Here is a 19225-nt window from a genome sequence, read left to right as displayed (position 1 = left end):
GGGTCAGCGGATCGATCCGGTCGGCAGGCGGCGGCGCGGTGAGCGCTCGGCGGCTGCCAGGGCGTCGGCGAGGCGGTCGATGACCGCGGTCGCCTGTTCGTCGGTGAGCGTGAGGGGCGGGAGGAGGCGGACGACGCAGGAGTGGCGTCCGCCGAGTTCGACGATGAGCCCGCGGCGCAGGCACTCCTGCTGGACGGCCGCGGCGAGCAGCGGGTCGGGCGGCGCCTCGGTGCCGGTGCCCGCGGGGCGGGCCTCGGGGTCCACGATCTCCACGCCGATCATCAGGCCCCTCCCCCGGACGTCGCCGACGCACGGGTGGTCGGCGGCGAGCGAACGCAGGCTCGCCAGCATGCGGGCACCGAGGTCTCCGGCGCGCTCGGCGAGGCCGTTGGCCCTGACGTACGCGAGGGTGGCGGTACCGGCGGCCATGGCGAGCTGGTTGCCCCGGAAGGTGCCGGCGTGGGCGCCGGGCCGCCAGGTGTCGAGTTCCGAGCGGTAGACGATCACGGCGAGCGGGAGGGAGCCGCCGATGGCCTTGGACAGCACCATCACATCGGGCACGATCCCGCTGTGCTCGACGGCCCAGAAGGCGCCGGTCCGGCCGACGCCGGTCTGGACCTCGTCGGCGATCAGGGGGATGGACCGGTCCTCGGTGATCTCCCGCATCCGGCGCATCCAGCCGTCCGGCGCGGGGTTGACCCCTCCCTCGCCCTGGACCGGTTCGAGGATCATGCCGGCGGGGGCCGGGGTGCCGCTCTTGGGATCGTCCAGCAGGGTCTCGGTCCAGCGGGCGGCGGTCCTGGCCCCGGCCTCGCCGCCGATGCCGAAGGGGCAGCGGTAGTCCTGCGGGAAGGGCAGCCGGGTCACCCGTACGTCCTGGGCTCCGCCCGAGGCGGCCAGCGCGCCCGCCGTCATGCCGTGGTACGCGCCGGTGAACGCGAGCAGGCCGCTGCGGCCGGTCGCGTTGCGGACGAGCTTGAGCGCCGCCTCGACGGCGTCCGTGCCGGCCGGGCCGCAGAACTGGATGCGGGCGTCCTCGGCGAACCGCCGGGGCAGCGTGGCGAACAGTTCGGTGACGAAGGCGTCCTTGACCGGCGTCGCCAGGTCCAGGATGTGCAGCGGGGCGCCCGAGTCGATGACCTTCTTGATCGCCTCCAGGACGACCGGGTGGTTGTGGCCGAGCGCCAGTGTCCCCGCCCCGGAGAGGCAGTCCAGATAGCGCCGCCCGTCCGCGCCCTCGATGGTCAGCCCGCGCGCCCGCACCGGCACGATCGGCAGCGACCTGGCATAGGTGCGGGCCGCCGATTCACGCAGTGACTGGCGCCGGAGGATGCCCTCGTGGGCGGCGAGGGGTGGTGCCGGAGCTGGTTCGGTCACGGCCACGGCTCTTGATCCTCCCGCTGTAACAGTTGCGTTGCACGTCAGTACGATTTCGCAAGGACGGCCTGCGAGGGTGAACGCTGTCTCCGTGCCCCCCGGACGTACCAACGACCGAGGGGCCGAAGGATCACGGGTAAATCCGAAGATCCTTGCGGAGCGCAACCCTGCCGGACACCACCGGCAGCGGCACAGGCATAGTGGGGGCCGCGTCCGGCACGGACACACCCCGAATGCCTCGGTGTCACCGGCCCGTTCGGAACACCGCGCGGCGCGCCGCGCACAACGGCAGTACAGAAGCTTTGAGTGACGAAAGTCCCAGGGGGATCAGCACATGCGTCTCGTTCGACCAGGAATCACCGCACGCCGCGGGGGAAGCGGGCGCCGCGCCTCCTCCCCCGCGTTCGCCACCGCCGCCGCCGTCGCGGTCCTCGCCCTGACGGCCACCGCCTGCGGGCCCACCGAGGACGACGCGAGCGCCGAGCCGAGCAGTAGCAGCACCTCCGCCGGCGCGACGTCGGACGGCAAGATCTCCATCCCGGACGACCTCAAGGACCGTCTCAAGGAACACGGGATAGACATCGACAAGTGGAGGAACGGCGACTGGAAGAACTGGGACAAGGACAAGTGGCTGCGTGAGGCCAAGGACTACATCAACCCGATCATCGAGGGCCTCTGGGACCCCGACCGCATGCGGGACGCCGACAAGGCGCCCGAGCAGCCGGTCGACAACGACATCTCGGGCGACGAGGGTGTGACGGACCCGACTCCCGCGCCGGTCCGGGCCGTGGGCGTGCAGACGGAGTACCACGAGAACGCGCCCGAGGCGGGCAAGCTCTTCTTCGACGGCCCCGAGGGCTCGATGGTCTGCTCGGCGACCGTGGTGAAGGACCCGGCGCACCCCGGCAAGTCCAACATGGTGTGGACCGCCGGCCACTGCGTGCACGCGGGCAAGAAGGGCGGCTGGTACCGCAACATCGCCTTCGTCCCCTCGTACAACAACAGCGGGATGTCGACGGCCGACCTGCGCAACAAGCCGCCGAAGGAGAAGGTCGCCCCCTACGGCATCTGGTGGGGCACCTGGGCGCAGACCTCGCAGCAGTGGATCGACCAGGGCGCGTCGGTCGGCGGCCTGGGCGCCCCGTACGACTTCGCCGTGCTGCACGTCACGCCCGAGGAGGGCGCCGGCGGCAAGTCCCTGGAGGAGACGGTCGGTTCGGCCCTGCCGGTCGAGTTCAACGCCCCGGCGGTGCCCAAGATCACGGCCATGACGGCGACCGGCTTCCCGGCGGCGGCCCCGTACGACGGCCAGAAGATGTTCCAGTGCAAGGACAAGCCGGGCCGGCTCTCGCTGGCCCAGGGTGACCCGACGATGTACCGCATCGGCTGCACGATGACCGGCGGTTCCTCCGGCGGCGGCTGGATCGCCACCGGCCAGGACGGCAAGCCCGCGCTGGTCTCCAACACCTCCATCGGCCCGGTGACGGCCGGCTGGCTGGCCGGACCGCGCCTCGGCAAGGAGGCCAAGGGCGTCTACGACGCGGTCAGCGACAAGTACGCGGACAAGTAGAGGTCGGGGGCGCCGAGCCCACGACGGCCGAAGGCCCGTCCCCCTCGGGGGACGGGCCTTCGGTTGTTCCGGTGCGGTGGCGCTCAGTGCACCGCGGGGACGAACGAGGAGAGCTCGGAGGCCAGCTCCTCGTTCACCCGTGCCTTGATCAGCGTGCCCTCCGAGGTGTGCTCCTCGGAGAGGACCTCGCCCTCGGCGTGCACCCGGGAGACGAGAGCCCCCTGGGTGTACGGCACGAGAGCCTCGATCGCCACGGACGGCCGGGGCAGCTCGCTGTCGATCAGGGCGAGCAGCTCGTCGATCCCGGCGCCGGTGCGCGCCGACACCGCGATCGCGTGCTTCTCGTTGCGCAGCAGGCGCTGGAGGACCAGCGGGTCCGCGGCGTCCGCCTTGTTGATCACGACGATCTCGGGCACGTCCGTCGCGCCGACCTCGCGGATCACCTCGCGCACGGCCGCGAGCTGCTCCTCCGGCACCGGGTGCGCGCCGTCCACCACGTGCAGGATGAGATCGGACTCGCCGACCTCCTCCATGGTGGAGCGGAACGCCTCGACCAGGTGGTGCGGCAGATGCCGTACGAACCCGACGGTGTCGGCGAGGGTGTAGACCCGGCCGCTGGGCGTCTCGGCCCGGCGCACGGTCGGGTCGAGGGTGGCGAACAGGGCGTTCTCCACGAGCACGCCCGCCCCGGTGAGGCGGTTGAGCAGCGAGGACTTGCCCGCGTTGGTGTAGCCGGCGATGGCGACCGAGGGGACCTTGTTGCGCCGGCGTTCCTGGCGCTTGAGCTCCCGGCCGGTCTTCATCTCCGCGATCTCCCGGCGCATCTTCGCCATCTTCTCGCGGATGCGGCGCCGATCGGTCTCGATCTTGGTCTCACCGGGGCCTCGGGTGGCCATACCGCCGCCACCGCTCGTACCGCCACCGCCCATCTGGCGGGACAGCGACTGACCCCAGCCGCGCAGCCTGGGCAGCATGTACTGCATCTGCGCGAGGGAGACCTGCGCCTTGCCCTCCCGGGACTTGGCGTGCTGGGCGAAGATGTCGAGGATCAGGGCGGTACGGTCGACCACCTTGACCTTGACGACGTCTTCCAGGTGGATCAGCTGGCCGGGGCTCAGCTCACCGTCGCAGACGACGGTGTCGGCACCGGATTCGATGACGAGGTCGCGCAGTTCGAGCGCCTTGCCGGAACCGATGTAGGTGGCCGGGTCGGGCTTGTCACGGCGCTGGAAGACCGCTTCGAGCACCTCGGCACCGGCCGTCTCGGCGAGCGCCGCCAGCTCGGCGAGCGAGTTCTCGGCGTCCTGCACGGTGCCCGAGGTCCAGACACCGACGAGCACCACACGCTCCAGGCGGAGCTGTCGGTACTCGACCTCGGTGACGTCCTCCAGCTCGGTGGAGAGTCCGGCCACGCGCCGCAGCGCGGCACGTTCCGAGCGGTCGAGCTGGTCGCCGTCGCGCTCCCCGTCGATCTCGTGGCTCCAGGCGACGTCCTCTTCCATCAGGGCGTCGGCCCGAAGGCCCTCGGTGAGGCTCCCGGTCGTGTTCTCCGTGGCGCTCTGCGCGTTGTACGCGTCCTGGGGAAGGGAAGAAGAGGAGGTCATTTGATCCTTACGTCGAAAGGAGTGGGTGTATCAGTCACAACGCGTGACCTGTCCGGAAGATTCCCACCGGGGAAATCCGGGGAAACCCTCCGCTGCGGGCGTCGCGGCGACTCGTCGATAGTGGCACGGTCCGCGCGGGGCGTCACGCGGGTTTACGCACCGGCCGGCGCGTTGCTCTGCCAGTCGGGGTGTCCCGGCATGGGCGGGGTCTTCTCCGCGTACAGCCAGCCGTCGAAGAACGCGGTCAGGTCGCGTCCGGCGACCTGTGAGGCGAGCCGCACGAAGTCGGCCGTGGCGGCGTTGGAGTCGCGGTGCTCGCGGACCCAGAGGCGTTCCAGCCGGTCGAAGGCGTCGTGGCCGATCTCCTGGCGCAACGCGTACAGGACGAGGGCGCTGCCGTCGTACACGACCGGCCGGAACAGGCTGATCTTCTCGCCGGGCGCGGGTGCGGCGGGCCTGGCGGGCGGGCCGCCGGCGGCGCGCCAGGTGTCCGACCAGGTGTAGGCGCTGCGCATGCGCGCCTCCAGCGGCTTGTCGGCGTGGTCCTCGGCGTACCGCGCCTCGTACCAGCTGGCGTGGCCCTCGTTCAGCCAGAGGTCGGACCAGGTGCGCGGCGAGACGCTGTCGCCGAACCACTGGTGGGCCAGTTCGTGGACCATGACCGAGTCGACGTACCACTCGGGGTAGCGGGGGTCGGTGAAGAGGCGCTTCTCGAAGAGGGACAGGGTCTGGGTCTCCAGCTCGAACCCGGTCTCCGTGTCGGCGACGAGGACGCCGTACGTCTCGAAGGGGTAGCGGCCGACCTGTCGCTCCATCCACTCCAGCTGGCCGGGGGTCTTGCGCAGCCAGGACTCCAGGCGCTCCCGGTCGGCCGCCGGGACGACGTCGCGTACGGGCAGGCCGTGCGGTCCGGTGCGGTGCACCACGGCGGAGGTGCCGATGCTGACCTGGGCGAGTTCGGTGGCCATGGGGTGGGTGGTGCGATAGGTCCAGGTGGTGGTGGCGCCGTGCCGGCTGCGGCCGGTGGGGAAGCCGTTGGCCACGACGGTCAGGTCGTCGGGCGCGGTGACGCGGAAGGTGAAGTACGCCTTGTCGGCGGGGTGGTCGTTGCTCGGGAAGACGCGGTGTCCGGCGTCCGCCTGGTTGGCCATGGCGAGCCCGTCCGCCGTCCGTACCCAGCCTCCGCTGTCGCGTTCGCCGGTGGGGTCGCTGGTGTGGCGGACGGTGATGCGCAGGGGGATGCCGGCCGGGATGCGTCGCGCCGGGCTGACGACGAGGTCCTCGTCGGCGCTCTCGAAGTCGGCGCCCACCCCGTTGACGGTGACGGAGCGGACGGTGCCCCGCGTGAAGTCGAGGTTGATCCGCTCCAGCGGCTCGGTGGTCAGCGCGTCGATGGTGGTGACGGCCTCCAGCGGCTCGTCGTTGCGGCCTTCGTAGGTGAGGCCGATGTCGTACGCGAGGACGTCGTACCCGGGGTTGCCGAGATGCGGGAAGAGCGGGTCGCCGATGCCGAGGGGCACCGAGGCGGAGGGCAGGGTGGCGGCGACGAGCGCGGCCGAGGCGGCGGCCAGCGTGACGGCCCGCGAGCGGCGGGTGAGGAACGGCATGGACTACGGCTATCAGCGCCGCCCCGTCCGCAGGGGGCGGCGCGCGCCGTGCCACTCGAATGAGAACGCGCCGCCGGGCGCCGCGCCCGGTCAGTGCGTGCCGGACAGGCCCTTGGCGCGGCTCACGTCGTACACGCCGGGCACCTCGCGCATGGCCCGCATCAGCGCGGGCAGTCCGGCCGCGTCCGGGAGCCGCAGTGTGTAGGTGTGCCGTACGCGCTGTTCGCTGGGGGGCTCCACGGTGGCGGAGATGACCGCCGCGTCGGCGCCCGCGATGGCCTCGGTGAGGTCGGCGAGGAGCCGGGGGCGGCCGAACGATTCGGCGACCAGGGTCACCCGGCACGCCTGCTCGTCGCCCCAGCTCACCGCGACGGGGGTGCGGCCCGCCGCGTTCATACGGGCGACCGCCGGACACTCCAGGCGGTGCACGGTGACGGCGGCGCCGCCGCGTACGGGGAAGCCGGTGACCTCGTCGGGGGGCACGGGGGTGCAGCAGCCGGCGAGCCGTACGAAGGCGTCCGGCCGGCCGGCGACGGCGGTCGCGGTGTGGGCCCTGGCGGTCCTGGGCGCGGCGGGCGGGGCCGGTCGCGGGTCGCGGTCCGCGGTCTGCTGTCCCGCGTCGCCCCGGGGACGGCTGTCGGCGGCTTGCGGGTGGGCTTCGGCGGCCGGGGGGTGTGCCTCGGCCGCCTGGGGATGGGCTTCGAGCCAGCCGGTGATGGCGATGCGGGCGGCGGGCGTGCGCGCGTGGTCGAGCCAGCGGGGCGAGGGGCCGGACGCGGCGTCCTCGGCGATCAGCGGCTGTACGGTGTCGCCGTCCTTGAGGACGGTGCTGAGGGTGGCCAGCCGGCCGTTCACGCGTGCGCCGATGCAGGCGTGGGCGGCGTTCCCGTGCTGGGCGTAGGCGGCGTCGACGCAGCTGGCCCCGGCGGGCAGGCCGAGCGTGCCGCCGTCCGTGCGGAAGACGGTGATCTCGCGGTCCTGGGCGAGGTCGGCGCGCAGGGTGGTCCAGAAGGTGTCGGGGTCGGGTGCGGACCGCTGCCACTGGAGGAGCCGGGAGAGCCAGCCGGGGCGGGTGGGGTCGGCGCGCTCCCCGTCGGCCGGTTCGGCGGGCTGGGGGGTTTCGGCGGTCCGGGGGCCCTCGGCGCTCTGGGGGGCGGGGTCGGGGGCGTACGGATTGCCGAGCGCGACGACGCCGGCCTCGGCGACCTTGTGCATGCGGTGGGTGCGGATGAGGATCTCGGCGACCTCGCTGTCCGGGCCGACGACCGCGGTGTGCAGCGACTGGTACAGGTTGAACTTGGGGGCGGCGATGAAGTCCTTGAACTCGGAGATCACCGGGGTGAAGCAGGTGTGCAGCTCGCCGAGGACGGCGTAGCAGTCGGCGTCCTCCCCGACGAGCACCAGGACGCGTCCGAAGTCGCTGCCGCGCAGTTCGCCGCGCTTGATGCGGGCGCGGTGGACGGAGACGAAGTGGCGGGGTCTGACCTGGACATCGGCGGAGATGCCCGCCTCTCGCAGCACCGAGGCGATCCGGCCCGCCATGGTGCCGAGGGGGTCGGGCCCTTGGGCCGCGCCGGTGATCAGCTCGCTGGTGCGGGCGTACTCCTCGGGGTGGAGGATGGCGAAGACCAGGTCCTCCAGCTCGGTCTTGAGGGCCTGGACGCCGAGCCGTTCCGCGAGGGGGATGAGTACGTCGCGGGTGACCTTGGCGATTCTGGCCTGTTTCTCGGGGCGCATCACGCCGAGGGTGCGCATGTTGTGCAGCCGGTCGGCGAGCTTGATGGACATGACGCGTACGTCGTCCCCGGTGGCGACCAGCATCTTGCGGAAGGTCTCGGGTTCGGCGGCGGCCCCGTAGTCCACCTTTTCGAGTTTGGTGACGCCGTCGACGAGGTAGCAGACCTCTTCGCCGAACTGTTCCCGTACCTGGTCGAGGGTGACCTCGGTGTCCTCGACCGTGTCGTGCAGCAGGGAGGCGGTGAGCGTCGTGGTCTCCGCGCCCAGCTCGGCGAGGATCAGGGTGACGGCGAGGGGGTGGGTGATGTAGGGCTCGCCGCTCTTGCGCATCTGGCCCCGGTGCGAGGTCTCGGCGAGGAGGTAGGCGCGGTGCAGGACGGCGAGGTCGGCGTCGGGGTGGTGGGCCCGGTGCGCCTCGGCGACGTGCGCGATGGCGTCGGGGAGGCCGTCCCGGGAGACCGGCCCGAACAGGGCGGCCCTGCCGATCCTGCGGAGGTCGATCCGGGGGCGGCTCCGCCTGCGGATGGGAGTACCTGGGCTCGTGGCCTCTGCACTCATGGGGGCACCTCCGGCGACGTCGACCGGCGGTGGGGAGGTGCGGCGCGCCTCCGGGCCGGTGCTTGATGCTACCGAGCCCACCACGTGGCGGAGTCCCGCTCTCGCCGAGCGTGAAACGGATCACCCATTCGAGCGAAGGGTTAGCCGTTCGGCGTTTCGAGCCAGGCGGGGTCGATCGTGCCCTCGGCGACGATGACGGCCGGTCCGGTCATCTCGATCCCGCCGTCCGGGTGCTCGGTGATGACGAGGCTGCCGCCCGGCAGATCGACGGTGTACGTGACCGGCTCGCCGGTCTCCGCGGGGTCGGCGCCGTCCCGGCGGGCCGCCGCGACCGCGACCGCGCAGGCCCCGGTGCCGCAGGAGCGGGTCTCGCCGGAGCCGCGCTCGTGGACCCGCATGGCGACGTGGCGGGGGCCCCGGTCCACGACGAACTCGATGTTGACGCCGTCCGGGTAGACGGCGGCGGGGGCGAAGGCGGGCTCGGCGAGCAGGTCGCCGGCGTGGGCCAGGTCCGCCACGAAGGCGACGGCGTGCGGGTTGCCCATGTTGACGTTGCGGGCGCTCCAGTCGCGGCCGCCGACGCTGACGGTGACCCCGTCGGCGGGCAGCAGGGAGCGGCCCATGGAGACGGTGACGTCGCCGTTCTTGGCGAGGTGGACCTGCTTCACGCCGCCGCGTGTGGCGACGGCGAGGTCGCCCTCCTCGACGAGTCCGGCACGCTGGAGGTAGCGGGCGAAGACCCGTACGCCGTTGCCGCACATCTCGGCGACGGAGCCGTCCGCGTTGCGGTAGTCCATGAACCACTCGGCGTCCGACGCCATGTCCCGCGCCTCGGGGTGCGCGGCGGAGCGCACGACGTGCAGGAGGCCGTCGCCGCCGATGCCGGCGCGGCGGTCGCAGAGCCGGGCGACGACGGGGGCGGGCAGGGCGACGGCGTTGTCCGGGTCGGGAACGATCACGAAGTCGTTCTCGGTGCCGTGGCCCTTGAGGAAGGCGATCTGCGAGGTGGTCACGGGACAACTGTACGAGGCGCCACCGGTGGCACGGCAAACCGTCCCGGCACGCGGACGGCGTACGGGACGGCGTACGGAAGGGGGTCCGGGGAGCCGGTCAGCGCAGCCGGGCCACGCGCCAGACGGCGAGTGCGACGAGCACGGCGCAGATGCCGGCGTAGAGCGCGACCACCCGCCAGTCGGGGCGCTGGGGCGCACCCCTGGGCGGCAGTCCCGGCCAGGTGTGGCCGACGCGGCGGGCGGCCATCATGGACCAGCCGGCGGCGCAGCAGCTGATGAGCAGGCCGAGCATGGCGACGACCGCGCCGCCGTCCCCGAACTCGAAGGCGAGCGGGAAGGCGAACATCAGCGAGCCGACCGCGGCGAGCGTGACGATGGGCGCGAGCTGCCAGATGCGCAGCCGGCGGGCGGGGCGCAGCTCCACCTCGACCTCGGGGGCCACGTCCAGCTCGTCGGGCCCGTCCGGGCTGAGGCCCGCGGCCTCGCGGCCGCTGTCCGACGTGCCGTGTTCCGGCAGGTCTTGTCCCGGTACGCCTTGTTCCGGTGTGTCTTGTTCCGTGTCGCGAGGGCCGGCCTCCATCGCCACGCGCCCTCCCAACTCGGACTCCAGTCGATCGATGCTCGATGATGGCACGCCCGGCGTCGCCGAAATGACGGGCGGAGCGTCCCGATGCCATCACGTGATCAGGCTGTAACCGCTCGTTCGACCAACGCCAGGGCCTGGTGCGGGAGTTCCCCCCGATGTTCCGCCGCGCCGCTGAGCCATTGGACACGCGGGTCGCGGCGGAACCAGGAGTCCTGACGGCGCGCGAAGCGTTTGGTGGCGCGCACGGTCTCGGTGCGCGCCTGGTCCTCGCTGCACTCGCCGGCGAGTGCGGAGAGCACCTGCTGGTAGCCGAGGGCGCGGGAGGCGGTGCGCCCCTCGCGCAGCCCCCGCGTCTCCAGGTCGCGCACCTCGTCCACGAGTCCGTCGTCCCACATGCGGTCGACGCGGCGGGCGATGCGCTCGTCGAGTTCGGGGCGCTCCACGTCGACGCCGATCTGGACGGCGTCGTAGACCGCGTCGTCGCCGGGGAGGTTGGCGGTGAACGGCTTGCCGGTGATCTCGATGACCTCCAGGGCCCGGACGATGCGCCGGCCGTTGCTCGGGAGGATCGCGCGGGCGGCCTCGGGGTCGGCGGCGGCGAGGCGCGCGTGCAGGACCCCGGAGCCGTGTTCGGCCAGTTCCGCCTCCAGGGCGGCCCGGATGCCGGGGTCGGTGCCGGGGAACTCCAGGGCGTCGATGGCGCCCTTCACGTACAGGCCGGAGCCGCCGACCAGGATGGGGGTGCGGCCCTCGGCGAGCAGCCGGTCGATCTCGGCGCGGGCGAGGCGCTGGTACTCGGCGACGCTGGCGGTCTCGGTGACGTCCCAGATGTCCAGCAGCCGGTGCGGGACGGCCGCGCGCTCGGCGAGCGTCAGCTTGGCGGTGCCGATGTCCATCCCCCGGTAGAGCTGCATGGAGTCGGCGTTGACCACCTCGCCGTCGAGCTGCTGGGCGAGGTACACGCCCAGGTCGGACTTGCCTGCTGCGGTGGGACCGACGACGGTGATGACCCGGGGTGCGGGAGCTGAGCTTGTCACCGGCCCAGTCTCCCCCAAACCTCCGGCTCGCATCCCGAATGAGCGAAGCTCGGACGGGGAAGGTGACGCAACAGTGCGGGCATACCCGTACACTGGATGTACATATGGGTTATTTCTCACAATTTCCGAGCGGAGAAGGTGCCCGATGGGCTTCATGGACAGTGTGAAGGCGAAGCTGGCCCCGGCGAAGGAGAAGGTCAGCGACCTCGCGCAGCAGCACGGGGACAAGATCGACCAGGGCCTGGAGAAGGCCGCCCGTACGGTGGACCAGAAGACCAAGGGCAAGTACAGCGACAAGATCGTGACCGGCCGGCAGAAGGCCAAGGACGCGGTGGACAAGCTGGCGAACAAGAACGACGGCACGACGCCGCCGCCGGCCGCCTGACGCGCTCCGGCGTAGACGCGGAGGGGCCCCGGAGCGCGACTGGACGCTGTTGGCGAATTCGGGGCCGAGCGTGACGTCGGCCTTCGAGACCCGGTTGTGGTCTTGAAGGCCGACGTTGTCGTATGGGGTGGGTGCGGATGTCGTTGCAGCCGAAGGGGTCGGGGGAGATCCCGGCGGAGACGGTGCGGGTGGCGCGGGCCGCGTTCCCGAAGGGGAGCCTGGCGATCCGGGTGAGGGACGAGCTGGGGCCGTTGTTCACCGACGAGGAGTTCGCGGACCTGTTCCCGGCACGGGGCAGGCCTGCCTGGTCACCGGGTCGTCTCGCGCTGGTACTGGTGTTGCAGTTCCTCGAAGGGCTCACCGACCGGCAGGCCGCGGAAGCGGTCCGGGCCAGGATCGATGTCAAATACGCACTCGGCCTCCAGCTCGACGATCCGGGGTTCGACTTCTCGGTGCTGTCGGAGTTCAGGGACCGGCTGGTAGAGGCCGATGCCGGGCGGCGGGTACTGGACGGAATCCTGATCGCGGCCCGGGAGAAGGGCCTGCTCAAGACGGCGGGTCGGGCCCGCACCGATGCCACGCATGTGCTGTCGGCCGCCCGTGAGCTGTCCTGGCTGGAGATGGTGGCCGAGAGCCTGCGCGCGGCGCTCAACGCGCTCGCCCAGGCCGCCCCGGACTGGCTGTCGGATATCGCGGAGCCGGACTGGTTCAGGCACTACGCCACCAGGGCCGAGGACTCCCGGTTTCCCAAGGCCCGCACGAAACGGGATGAGGTGGGCCTGCGGGTCGGCCGTGACGGGATGCGTCTGCTTGAGGCGGTCTTCGCCGCGGACACGCCGGCCGGTCTGGGTGCCCTGGCGGAGGTGGAGACCTTGCGGCAGATGTGGGTCCAGCACTTCCACCTGGTGGAGGGCGAGGTGAGGCGCAGGGACCCAAAAGACCGCCCGCCGGGCGCGTTGCGCCTGGTCACCCCGTATGACGTTGAGGCCCGCGGCAGCGTCAAACGGGACACTCTGTGGGACGGATACAAGGTTCACCTGACCGAGACCTGCGAGACGGACGCCCCGAACCTGATCACGAATGTGGCCACCACCCTCGCCACCGTCCACGACAGTGTGACGGTCCCCGAGATTCATGACGGGCTGGCCGGGCGGGACTGCCTGCCCGGTGAGCACTGGGTCGATGCCGGATATCCCACGGCCGGCCAGGTCGTTGCCGCCCGCCGGGAGCACGGCATCGCCCTGCACGGGCCGATGGCCGCCAACACCGCCGCGTCGGCCGACGGTCCCTTCGGGCAGGACGCCTTCACCATCGACTGGGACCGCGAGCGGGTGACCTGCCCGAACGGTGTCGTCAGTACGCAGTGGGCCGAGCGGCATTCCCAGCAGAACCTGCCCGTCATCCGGGTCCGCTTCAGCCCGGCCGACTGCCGCCCCTGCCCCCACCTGCGCGAATGCGTCAACTCCCCCTCGCCACGACGCCGCGAGCTCAACCTCCGGCAGGGCCGCGACGAACACGAAACCGTTCGCACTGCCCGAGCCGAGCAGCAAACCGATACGTGGAAGGAGCGGTACAAGATCCGAGCAGGTGTCGAGGGCACCATCTCCCAGGCCGTCGGGCGCTGCGGCCTGCGCAGATCCCGCTACCGCGGGCTCGCGAAGACCAGCCTCCAGCACCAGCTCACCGGCGCCGCCATCAACCTCGCCCGCATCGACGCCCACCTCACCGGCCAACCACGAGCCCGCACCCGCACCAGCCACTTCGCAGCACTCCGCCCCGCCGACCAAACGATCGACGGGGCGAAGTAAGCAGGCCCCGAATAAACCAACAGCGTCCGCGACTGCTCCGGGGCCCTTCGCCGTGGGCGGTCCGTTCAGGACCAGGCGGCGACCAGGTAGCCCACCCCGTACGGCGCGTCCTCGTACAGCAGCCGCCCGTCGAGCCCTGCGCCCTCGGCCGCCCCGGCGAGCACCTGCCAGGGCGCGCGCCCGGCGGCCTTGAGTTCGTACGCCAGGGCCTCGTCCAGGGCGGCCAGCGCTTCCGGGTCGGCGGCGCCGAGGGCCCGTGCGGCGGCCGCGTCGAAGTGGGCGGCACGCTCGTCCAGGTAGCCCGGAGCCTTCACGGTGCGGCAGGCGCTGCCGTCGCCCATGACCAGCAGGGCGACCCGGTCCGCGCGACGGGCCAGCTCCCGCCCGGTCTCCACGCAGCGGGCGGTCTCCAGGGGTTCGCCCACGCCGAGGCCCTCGACGGGCGCGTCCGCCCAGCCCGTACGCTCCAGCAGCCAGGCGCCCACGGCGAGCGACGGCGGCAGCGGGCGGTCCGGCGGTGTTCCCCGGTCCCGGCCGAGCCGAACCCGCAGCTCGACGCCGAACGCGCGGAAGTCGCCGGCGGCCCCCTCCGGGTGGGGACCGCGCCCGGCCTGCGCGGCCGGGCCGATCACCACGAGCAGGTCGGGCCGGGAGGCCGCGAGGACGCCCAGGGCGTCGGTGCACGCCGTGCGGGCGGCGTCCAGTTCGGGCGCGGCACCGGCGGCCACATCGGGGACGAGCAGTGGCGGACAGGGGCAGACTGCGGCGGCGACAAGCATGGTCGGCAGCGTACTGCGGGACGTGCTCGTCGCCTCACGGGGTGCGCGGCGGGGCGGGCGCCGGACCGCGCGCCCCGCCCCGTCGCCCGAGGGCTCAGTCGCAGCCGCAGCCCGGCGCGGCCGTCGCGGGCAGGGGCGCCGGGGCGCCGATGCCGGGCAGGCCGAGCATGACGCCGGCCGGCTTGGCGGCCTCGGCCGCGTTGCGCTTCTCCCAGGCGTCGCCCGAGCGGGTCCTGCGCACCGCGACCGGGGCGCCCTCGGCGAGCAGGTGGTGCGGGGCGGCGTAGGTGATCTCGACGGTCACCACGTCGCCGGGGCGCACGTCCTGGTCCGGCTTGGTGAAGTGGACCAGGCGGTTGTCGGGGGCGCGGCCGGACAGCCGGTGGGTGGCTCCGTCCTTGCGGCCCTCGCCCTCGGCGACCATGACCTCCAGGGTGCGGCCGATCTGCTTCTTGTTCTCGTCCCAGGAGATCGCCTCCTGGAGGGCGGACAGGCGCATGTAGCGTTCCTGGACGACCTCCTTGGGGATCTGCCCCTCCATGTCGGCGGCGGGGGTGCCGGGCCGCTTGGAGTACTGGAAGGTGAAGGCGTTCGCGAAGCGGGCCTCGCGGACCGCGTGCATGGTCTGCTCGAAGTCCTCCTCGGTCTCGCCGGGGAAGCCGACGATGATGTCGGTGGAGATGGCGGCGTCGGGCATCGCGGCGCGGACCTTCTCGATGATGCCGAGGAAGCGTTCCTGCCGGTACGAGCGGCGCATCGCCTTGAGGACCTTGTCCGATCCGGACTGCATCGGCATGTGCAGCTGCGGCATCACGTTGGGCGTCTGGGCCATGGCGGCGATGACGTCGTCGGTGAAGTCGCGGGGGTGCGGCGAGGTGAAGCGGACGCGCTCCAGGCCCTCGATCTTCCCGCAGGCGCGCAGCAGCTTGGAGAACGCCTCCCGGTCGCCGATGTCGGAGCCGTACGCGTTGACGTTCTGTCCGAGGAGGGTGATCTCGGAGACGCCTTCGGCGACCAGGGCCTCGATCTCGGCGAGGATGTCGCCGGTGCGGCGGTCCTTCTCCTTCCCGCGCAGGGCCGGGACGATGCAGAAGGTGCAGGTGTTGTTGCAGCCCACGGAGATGGAGACCCACGCGGCGTACGCGGACTCGCGGCGGGTGGGCAGCGTGGAGGGGAAGGCCTCCAGGGACTCGGCGATCTCGACCTGCGCCTCCTCCTGGACGCGGGCGCGCTCCAGCAGCACGGGCAGCTTGCCGATGTTGTGCGTGCCGAAGACGACGTCGACCCAGGGGGCGCGCCGGACGATGGTGTCGCGGTCCTTCTGGGCGAGGCAGCCGCCGACGGCGATCTGCATGCCGGGGCGCTTGGTCTTCATCGGGGCGAGCCGGCCGAGGTTGCCGTACAGCTTGTTGTCGGCGTTCTCGCGGACGGCGCAGGTGTTGAAGACGACGACGTCGGCGTCGCCGTCGGAGCCCTCGGGCGCCCGGACGTATCCGGCGTCCTCCAGGAGCCCCGACAAACGCTCGGAGTCGTGGACGTTCATCTGGCACCCGTAGGTGCGCACCTCATAGCTTCTTCTGACGTCCACTGCTTCGCTCCGGTTGCCGCTGCTCATGCGACAAGGGTAGGCGCTGCCCGGCACCCGTCCGCCTCGGGCGGGCGATCCGGCGGGCGGTCCGGTGGGCGAGCGGCGGGTGATCCGGCGGACGGCCCTGGCCAGGGCCGGTGGCCACCTGGCAGGATCGCCGCCATGCTCCCGGCCCTGTCCCGAATCGGCCGGCGCCGCTCCGTCCGGGCGGGCGCCGCTCTCGCCGTCGTGCTCGGCACGCTGCTCTGGTGGCTGTTCCCGCTCGGCGATCCGGAACCCACGGGCAGCCTGTCGTTCAGTACGGGGGTGCGCAGCGGCGTCTACCAGCGGTACGGGGAGCGGTTGAAGGGTGCTCTGGCCAAGGATCTTCCCCGGGTGTCGATAAAGCTCCAGACCAGCGAGGGTTCGCAGCAGAACCTCGCCAGGGTCGCGGCCGGCGAGGCGGACTTCACCATCGCCACCACCGACGCCGTCGCCACCTATCTGCGTGCCCGCAAGCCCGGCTACGAGCGGCTGCGCGGCTGTGTGCGGCTGTACGACGACTACATACAGCTGGTCGTGAAGCGGGATTCGGACATCGGGAGCGTGGCGGATCTGCGGGGCCGCAGGGTCGCGGTGGGGCAGCCGGGGTCGGGGGTGAAGCTGGTCGCGGACCGGCTGATGACGGCGGCGGGGCTGGACCCCGTCGAGGATGTGACGCCGTTGTCGGTGGGCATCGACACCATGCCGAAGCTGCTGGAGGAGGGTGAGCTCGACGCGTTCTTCTGGTCCGGCGGGCTGCCGACGACGGCGGTGGCCGATCTGTCGGACCGGTTCCCGGTGCGGCTCGTGCCGCTGGAGGACGCCCTGATCAAGCGGCTCCAGGCGGCGGGCGGCCCGACGCGCTACTACCGTTCGGCCGTGATGCCGGCCGACGCGTACCGCAAGGCGCAGCAGGGCCAGGCCGTTCCCACGGTGGCGGTCGCCAATGTGCTGGTCACCACGGACCGCACGGGCGCGGCGATGACGGAGGCGTTCACCCGTACCGTCATCGACAGCCGGGACCGCATCGGGCGCGAGGTGCACGCGGCCCAGCTGGTGGACCTGCGGACGGCGATCTACACCGATCCGCTGCCGCTGCACGAGGGAGCCAAGCGCTACTACCGCTCGGTCAAGCCGTGACGGCTCCGCGCCTCAGCCCTTCGGGTCGTGGCGCGGCACGGAGACCGTCACGCTCAGTCCGTACGGCTCCTTGCGCGCGTACGACAGCGAGCCGCCGCCGGCTGCCAGGAGCGTCCGGGAGATGGAGAGGCCGAGGCCCGAGCCCTGGATGTTCTGGTGCTGGGAGCTGCGCCAGAAGCGGTCGCCGACCCGTTCGAGTTCCTGGTCGGTGAGGCCGGGTCCGCCGTCCGCGACGACGACCGTGACGTGCCGGCTGCCGGAGGCGACGGTGACGTCGACCTCCTCGCCGGCCGGGGTGAACTTGAGGGCGTTGTCGATGATGGCGTCGAGGGCGCTGGACAGGGCGATGGGGTCGGCCCATGCGGTGACGGCGGGCGGCCCTCCCGCGCGCAGCCGGACGCCCTTCTCCTCGGCGACCGGGCGCCAGGACGCGACCCGTTCGGCGGTGAGCGCGCCGATGTCGGTGAGCTGGAGGTCGCTCTCGGCGTGCTCGGCGAGTGCCAGGTCGAGCAGGTCGTCGAGGACCTGTCCGAGGCGGCGGCCCTCGGTGCGTACGGAGGCGATCTCCTCGTTGCCCTCGGGGAGTTCGAGGGCGAGCAGTTCGATGCGCAGGAGCAGCGCGGCCAGCGGGTTGCGCAGCTGGTGGGAGGCGTCGGCGACGAAGGCGCGCTGCTGCTCCAGCACGTCCTCTACGTTGTCGGCCATCTCGTTGAACGAGCGGGCCAGCCGCCGGAGTTCCGGGGGGCCGCCGGAGGCGACGACGCGGGAGCGCATCCGGCCGCTGGCGATGTCGTGGGCGGCGGCGTCCAGGGTCTTGACGGGGAGCAGCACCCAGCCGGTGAGGCGGATGGCGGCGCCCACGGCGACCAGCATCGCGATCGCCTCGCCGGCCGCGACGAGCAGCCAGCCGCGCAGGGTGTCGGCGCGCATCTGGCCGGTCGGCGAGTCGATGACGACGACGGCGATGACGTCTCCGTCGCGTACGACGGGTGAGGCGACGACCACGCGGCCGTCCTGCCAGGGCCAGACCTGCGGCGGGTCGTGGCTGCGGCGGCCGAGCAGTGCCTCGTTGAACGCGGCGCGGCCCTCGCCCTCGACGGGCAGCCGCCAGGAGGCCGGGGCCTTGGCCATGGCGGAGTCGTCGCGGTAGAAGACGCCGGCCCGGATGCCGTACACGGAGTCGTACGTTTCCAGTTCGGTCTGGAGGGTACGGCGCCGCTCGTCGTAGCCGTTGGTGCGTTCGGTGATGAACTGGGCGAGGGCGGCGAAGCGGGCCGTGTCGTCGATCCGGTCGATCACGACGCGTTGCTGCTCGGCGGCCGCCACGCTGACGGCGAGCGGGAAGCCGAGCGCGAGCAGCACGCTCGCCATCAGGACGATGAGCAGCGGGAGCAGCCGGGTACGCACCGGGGACGAACGCCTCTACGCGTGCGGGGAGACGAGGCGGTAGCCGACCCCGCGCACCGTCTCGATCAGTGCGGGCAGCCGGAGTTTGGAGCGCAGCGAGGCGACGTGCACCTCCAGCGTGCGCCCTGTTCCCTCCCAGCTGGTGCGCCACACCTCGCTGATGATCTGTTCGCGGCGGAAGACCACGCCGGGCCGCTGTGCGAGCAGGGCGAGCAGGTCGAACTCCTTGCGGGTGAGCTGGACCTCGGCGCCGTCGACGCTGACCCGGCGGGTCGGCAGCTCGATGCTGACGTGGCCGAGGCGCAGTGCGGCGACGGGGGTGGACACGGTGTCCTCGTTGCTCGCCTTGCGCCGGCTGACCGCGTGGATGCGGGCGAGCAGTTCGCCGGTGTCGTACGGCTTGGTCACGTAGTCGTCGGCGCCGAGGTTGAGCCCGTGGATGCGGGAGCGTACGTCGGCGCGGGCGGTCACCATGATCACGGGCACCGAGCTGCGCTTGCGGATCTTGCCGCACACCTCGTAGCCGTCCTGGTCGGGCAGCCCGAGGTCGAGGAGCACGACGCCGAACGGCTCGGTGTCGGTGGGCAGAAGGGCCTGGAGGGCCTCGTCCCCGCTGCGGGCGTGGACCACCTGGAAGCCGTGCCGGGCGAGGATCGCGGACAGGGCGGCGGCGACATGGTTGTCGTCCTCGACGAGCAGCAGTCTCATGGAACCCCCTCTCCGACGGTGGCGTGTGTCGGTGTGTGCGTACGGTCGTGTACGCCCCTGGTCACTTCCCCGTTCCGGGGTGTTCCACATAGGGGTGTACCAGGGAATCCACGCCGATGAGGGGTGGACAGTCAAGGGCCTGTCCGATACATCCAGGTTTCCGTTATGCACCCGGTACGCCCTGTACGACTGGCGTGACGCCCCCTTCACGCGGTGTGTCCGGTTGCCGCCGGATCGTTATGCTCAATTTCCGCTCAGATGTAATGACGTTGGTAGCACTGCGTCACTAGGGTCCTTCCC

At 72.0% G+C, this 19225-nt stretch carries 15 protein-coding genes; 4 read left to right on the top strand and 11 right to left on the bottom strand.

The window, feature by feature from the left end; all coding sequences use genetic code 11:
* Positions 1-3: 3 nt before the first annotated feature.
* Positions 4-1383 carry a diaminobutyrate--2-oxoglutarate transaminase family protein gene (locus tag DNK56_RS28180; protein ID WP_111338592.1) on the bottom strand — a complete coding sequence of 460 codons (1380 nt, stop codon included), beginning with the start codon at positions 1381-1383 and terminating at the stop codon, positions 4-6.
* A gap of 328 nt (positions 1384-1711) precedes the next feature.
* Between DNK56_RS28180 and DNK56_RS28175 the strand changes: the two genes are divergently transcribed.
* Complete coding sequence (locus tag DNK56_RS28175; RefSeq protein WP_199563601.1) at positions 1712-2947, top strand: trypsin-like serine peptidase; 1236 nt, start codon at positions 1712-1714, stop codon at positions 2945-2947.
* Positions 2948-3030: 83 nt separating this feature from the next.
* On the opposite strand, the gene hflX is transcribed toward DNK56_RS28175, so the two are convergent.
* The 6 genes from hflX to miaA all read right to left on the bottom strand — a co-directional run bounded on the left by hflX (position 3031) and on the right by miaA (position 11089).
* Positions 3031-4551, bottom strand: coding sequence for a GTPase HflX (gene hflX / locus DNK56_RS28170; protein WP_111338591.1), 1521 nt, complete (start codon positions 4549-4551; stop codon positions 3031-3033).
* 152 nt (positions 4552-4703) lie between these two features.
* Complete coding sequence (locus tag DNK56_RS28165; protein WP_111338590.1) at positions 4704-6158, bottom strand: M1 family metallopeptidase; 1455 nt, start codon at positions 6156-6158, stop codon at positions 4704-4706.
* 90 nt (positions 6159-6248) lie between these two features.
* Positions 6249-8453 carry a RelA/SpoT family protein gene (locus DNK56_RS28160; RefSeq protein ID WP_111338589.1) on the bottom strand — a complete coding sequence of 735 codons (2205 nt, stop codon included), beginning with the start codon at positions 8451-8453 and terminating at the stop codon, positions 6249-6251.
* 140 nt (positions 8454-8593) lie between these two features.
* Positions 8594-9466, bottom strand: coding sequence for a diaminopimelate epimerase (dapF, locus tag DNK56_RS28155; protein ID WP_111338588.1), 873 nt, complete (start codon positions 9464-9466; stop codon positions 8594-8596).
* 97 nt (positions 9467-9563) lie between these two features.
* Positions 9564-10046, bottom strand: a complete 483-nt coding sequence (locus DNK56_RS28150) for a hypothetical protein (protein ID WP_111338587.1) — start codon at positions 10044-10046, stop codon at positions 9564-9566.
* Between the two features lie 104 nt (positions 10047-10150).
* Positions 10151-11089: a tRNA (adenosine(37)-N6)-dimethylallyltransferase MiaA gene (miaA, locus tag DNK56_RS28145; RefSeq protein ID WP_111338586.1), complete on the bottom strand. Its 939-nt coding sequence runs from the start codon at positions 11087-11089 to the stop codon at positions 10151-10153.
* A 145-nt stretch (positions 11090-11234) separates the two neighbouring features.
* On the opposite strand from miaA, the gene DNK56_RS28140 reads away from it, so the two are divergent.
* Positions 11235-11474, top strand: a complete 240-nt coding sequence (locus DNK56_RS28140) for an antitoxin (RefSeq protein ID WP_111338585.1) — start codon at positions 11235-11237, stop codon at positions 11472-11474.
* Positions 11475-11611: 137 nt separating this feature from the next.
* On the top strand, positions 11612-13282 hold the full coding sequence (locus DNK56_RS28135; protein ID WP_111338508.1) for an IS1182 family transposase: 1671 nt from the start codon (positions 11612-11614) through the stop codon (positions 13280-13282).
* A gap of 65 nt (positions 13283-13347) precedes the next feature.
* On the opposite strand, the gene DNK56_RS28130 is transcribed toward DNK56_RS28135, so the two are convergent.
* The gene (locus DNK56_RS28130; protein WP_111338584.1) at positions 13348-14061 is read right to left on the bottom strand and encodes a class III extradiol dioxygenase subunit B-like domain-containing protein; all 714 of its coding nucleotides are present in this window, start codon (positions 14059-14061) and stop codon (positions 13348-13350) included.
* A 94-nt stretch (positions 14062-14155) separates the two neighbouring features.
* A complete protein-coding gene (gene miaB / locus DNK56_RS28125) occupies positions 14156-15676 on the bottom strand; it encodes a tRNA (N6-isopentenyl adenosine(37)-C2)-methylthiotransferase MiaB (protein WP_199563602.1) in 1521 nt (506 codons plus the stop codon).
* Between the two features lie 135 nt (positions 15677-15811).
* On the opposite strand from miaB, the gene DNK56_RS28120 reads away from it, so the two are divergent.
* Positions 15812-16810, top strand: a complete 999-nt coding sequence (locus DNK56_RS28120) for a TAXI family TRAP transporter solute-binding subunit (RefSeq protein WP_111338582.1) — start codon at positions 15812-15814, stop codon at positions 16808-16810.
* A 12-nt stretch (positions 16811-16822) separates the two neighbouring features.
* On the opposite strand, the gene DNK56_RS28115 is transcribed toward DNK56_RS28120, so the two are convergent.
* A complete protein-coding gene (locus DNK56_RS28115; protein ID WP_111338581.1) occupies positions 16823-18217 on the bottom strand; it encodes a sensor histidine kinase in 1395 nt (464 codons plus the stop codon).
* Positions 18218-18232: 15 nt separating this feature from the next.
* Positions 18233-18925 (bottom strand): response regulator transcription factor, encoded by a 693-nt coding sequence (locus tag DNK56_RS28110; protein WP_111338580.1) that lies wholly within the window; start codon positions 18923-18925, stop codon positions 18233-18235.
* Positions 18926-19225: the final 300 nt, after the last annotated feature.

Source organism: Streptomyces sp. AC1-42W (assembly GCF_003248355.1).
In the GTDB taxonomy this organism is placed as follows: Bacteria; Actinomycetota; Actinomycetes; order Streptomycetales; family Streptomycetaceae; genus Streptomyces.
Note: the sequence above shows the minus strand (reverse complement) of the source record. Positions and strands in the feature narration are given on the sequence as shown.

What these genes read in the sequence shown, in the direction of transcription:
- DNK56_RS28175 (WP_199563601.1), top strand. Translation starts at nt 1,712, where the DNA reads ATGCGTCTCGTTCGACCAGGAATCACCGCACGCCGCGGGGGAAGCGGG.
- hflX (WP_111338591.1), bottom strand. Translation starts at nt 4,551, where the DNA reads ATGACCTCCTCTTCTTCCCTTCCCCAGGACGCGTACAACGCGCAGAGC.
- DNK56_RS28165 (WP_111338590.1), bottom strand. Translation starts at nt 6,158, where the DNA reads ATGCCGTTCCTCACCCGCCGCTCGCGGGCCGTCACGCTGGCCGCCGCC.
- DNK56_RS28160 (WP_111338589.1), bottom strand. Translation starts at nt 8,453, where the DNA reads ATGAGTGCAGAGGCCACGAGCCCAGGTACTCCCATCCGCAGGCGGAGC.
- DNK56_RS28150 (WP_111338587.1), bottom strand. Translation starts at nt 10,046, where the DNA reads ATGGAGGCCGGCCCTCGCGACACGGAACAAGACACACCGGAACAAGGC.
- DNK56_RS28140 (WP_111338585.1), top strand. Translation starts at nt 11,235, where the DNA reads ATGGGCTTCATGGACAGTGTGAAGGCGAAGCTGGCCCCGGCGAAGGAG.
- DNK56_RS28135 (WP_111338508.1), top strand. Translation starts at nt 11,612, where the DNA reads ATGTCGTTGCAGCCGAAGGGGTCGGGGGAGATCCCGGCGGAGACGGTG.
- DNK56_RS28130 (WP_111338584.1), bottom strand. Translation starts at nt 14,061, where the DNA reads ATGCTTGTCGCCGCCGCAGTCTGCCCCTGTCCGCCACTGCTCGTCCCC.
- miaB (WP_199563602.1), bottom strand. Translation starts at nt 15,676, where the DNA reads ATGAGCAGCGGCAACCGGAGCGAAGCAGTGGACGTCAGAAGAAGCTAT.
- DNK56_RS28120 (WP_111338582.1), top strand. Translation starts at nt 15,812, where the DNA reads ATGCTCCCGGCCCTGTCCCGAATCGGCCGGCGCCGCTCCGTCCGGGCG.
- DNK56_RS28110 (WP_111338580.1), bottom strand. Translation starts at nt 18,925, where the DNA reads ATGAGACTGCTGCTCGTCGAGGACGACAACCATGTCGCCGCCGCCCTG.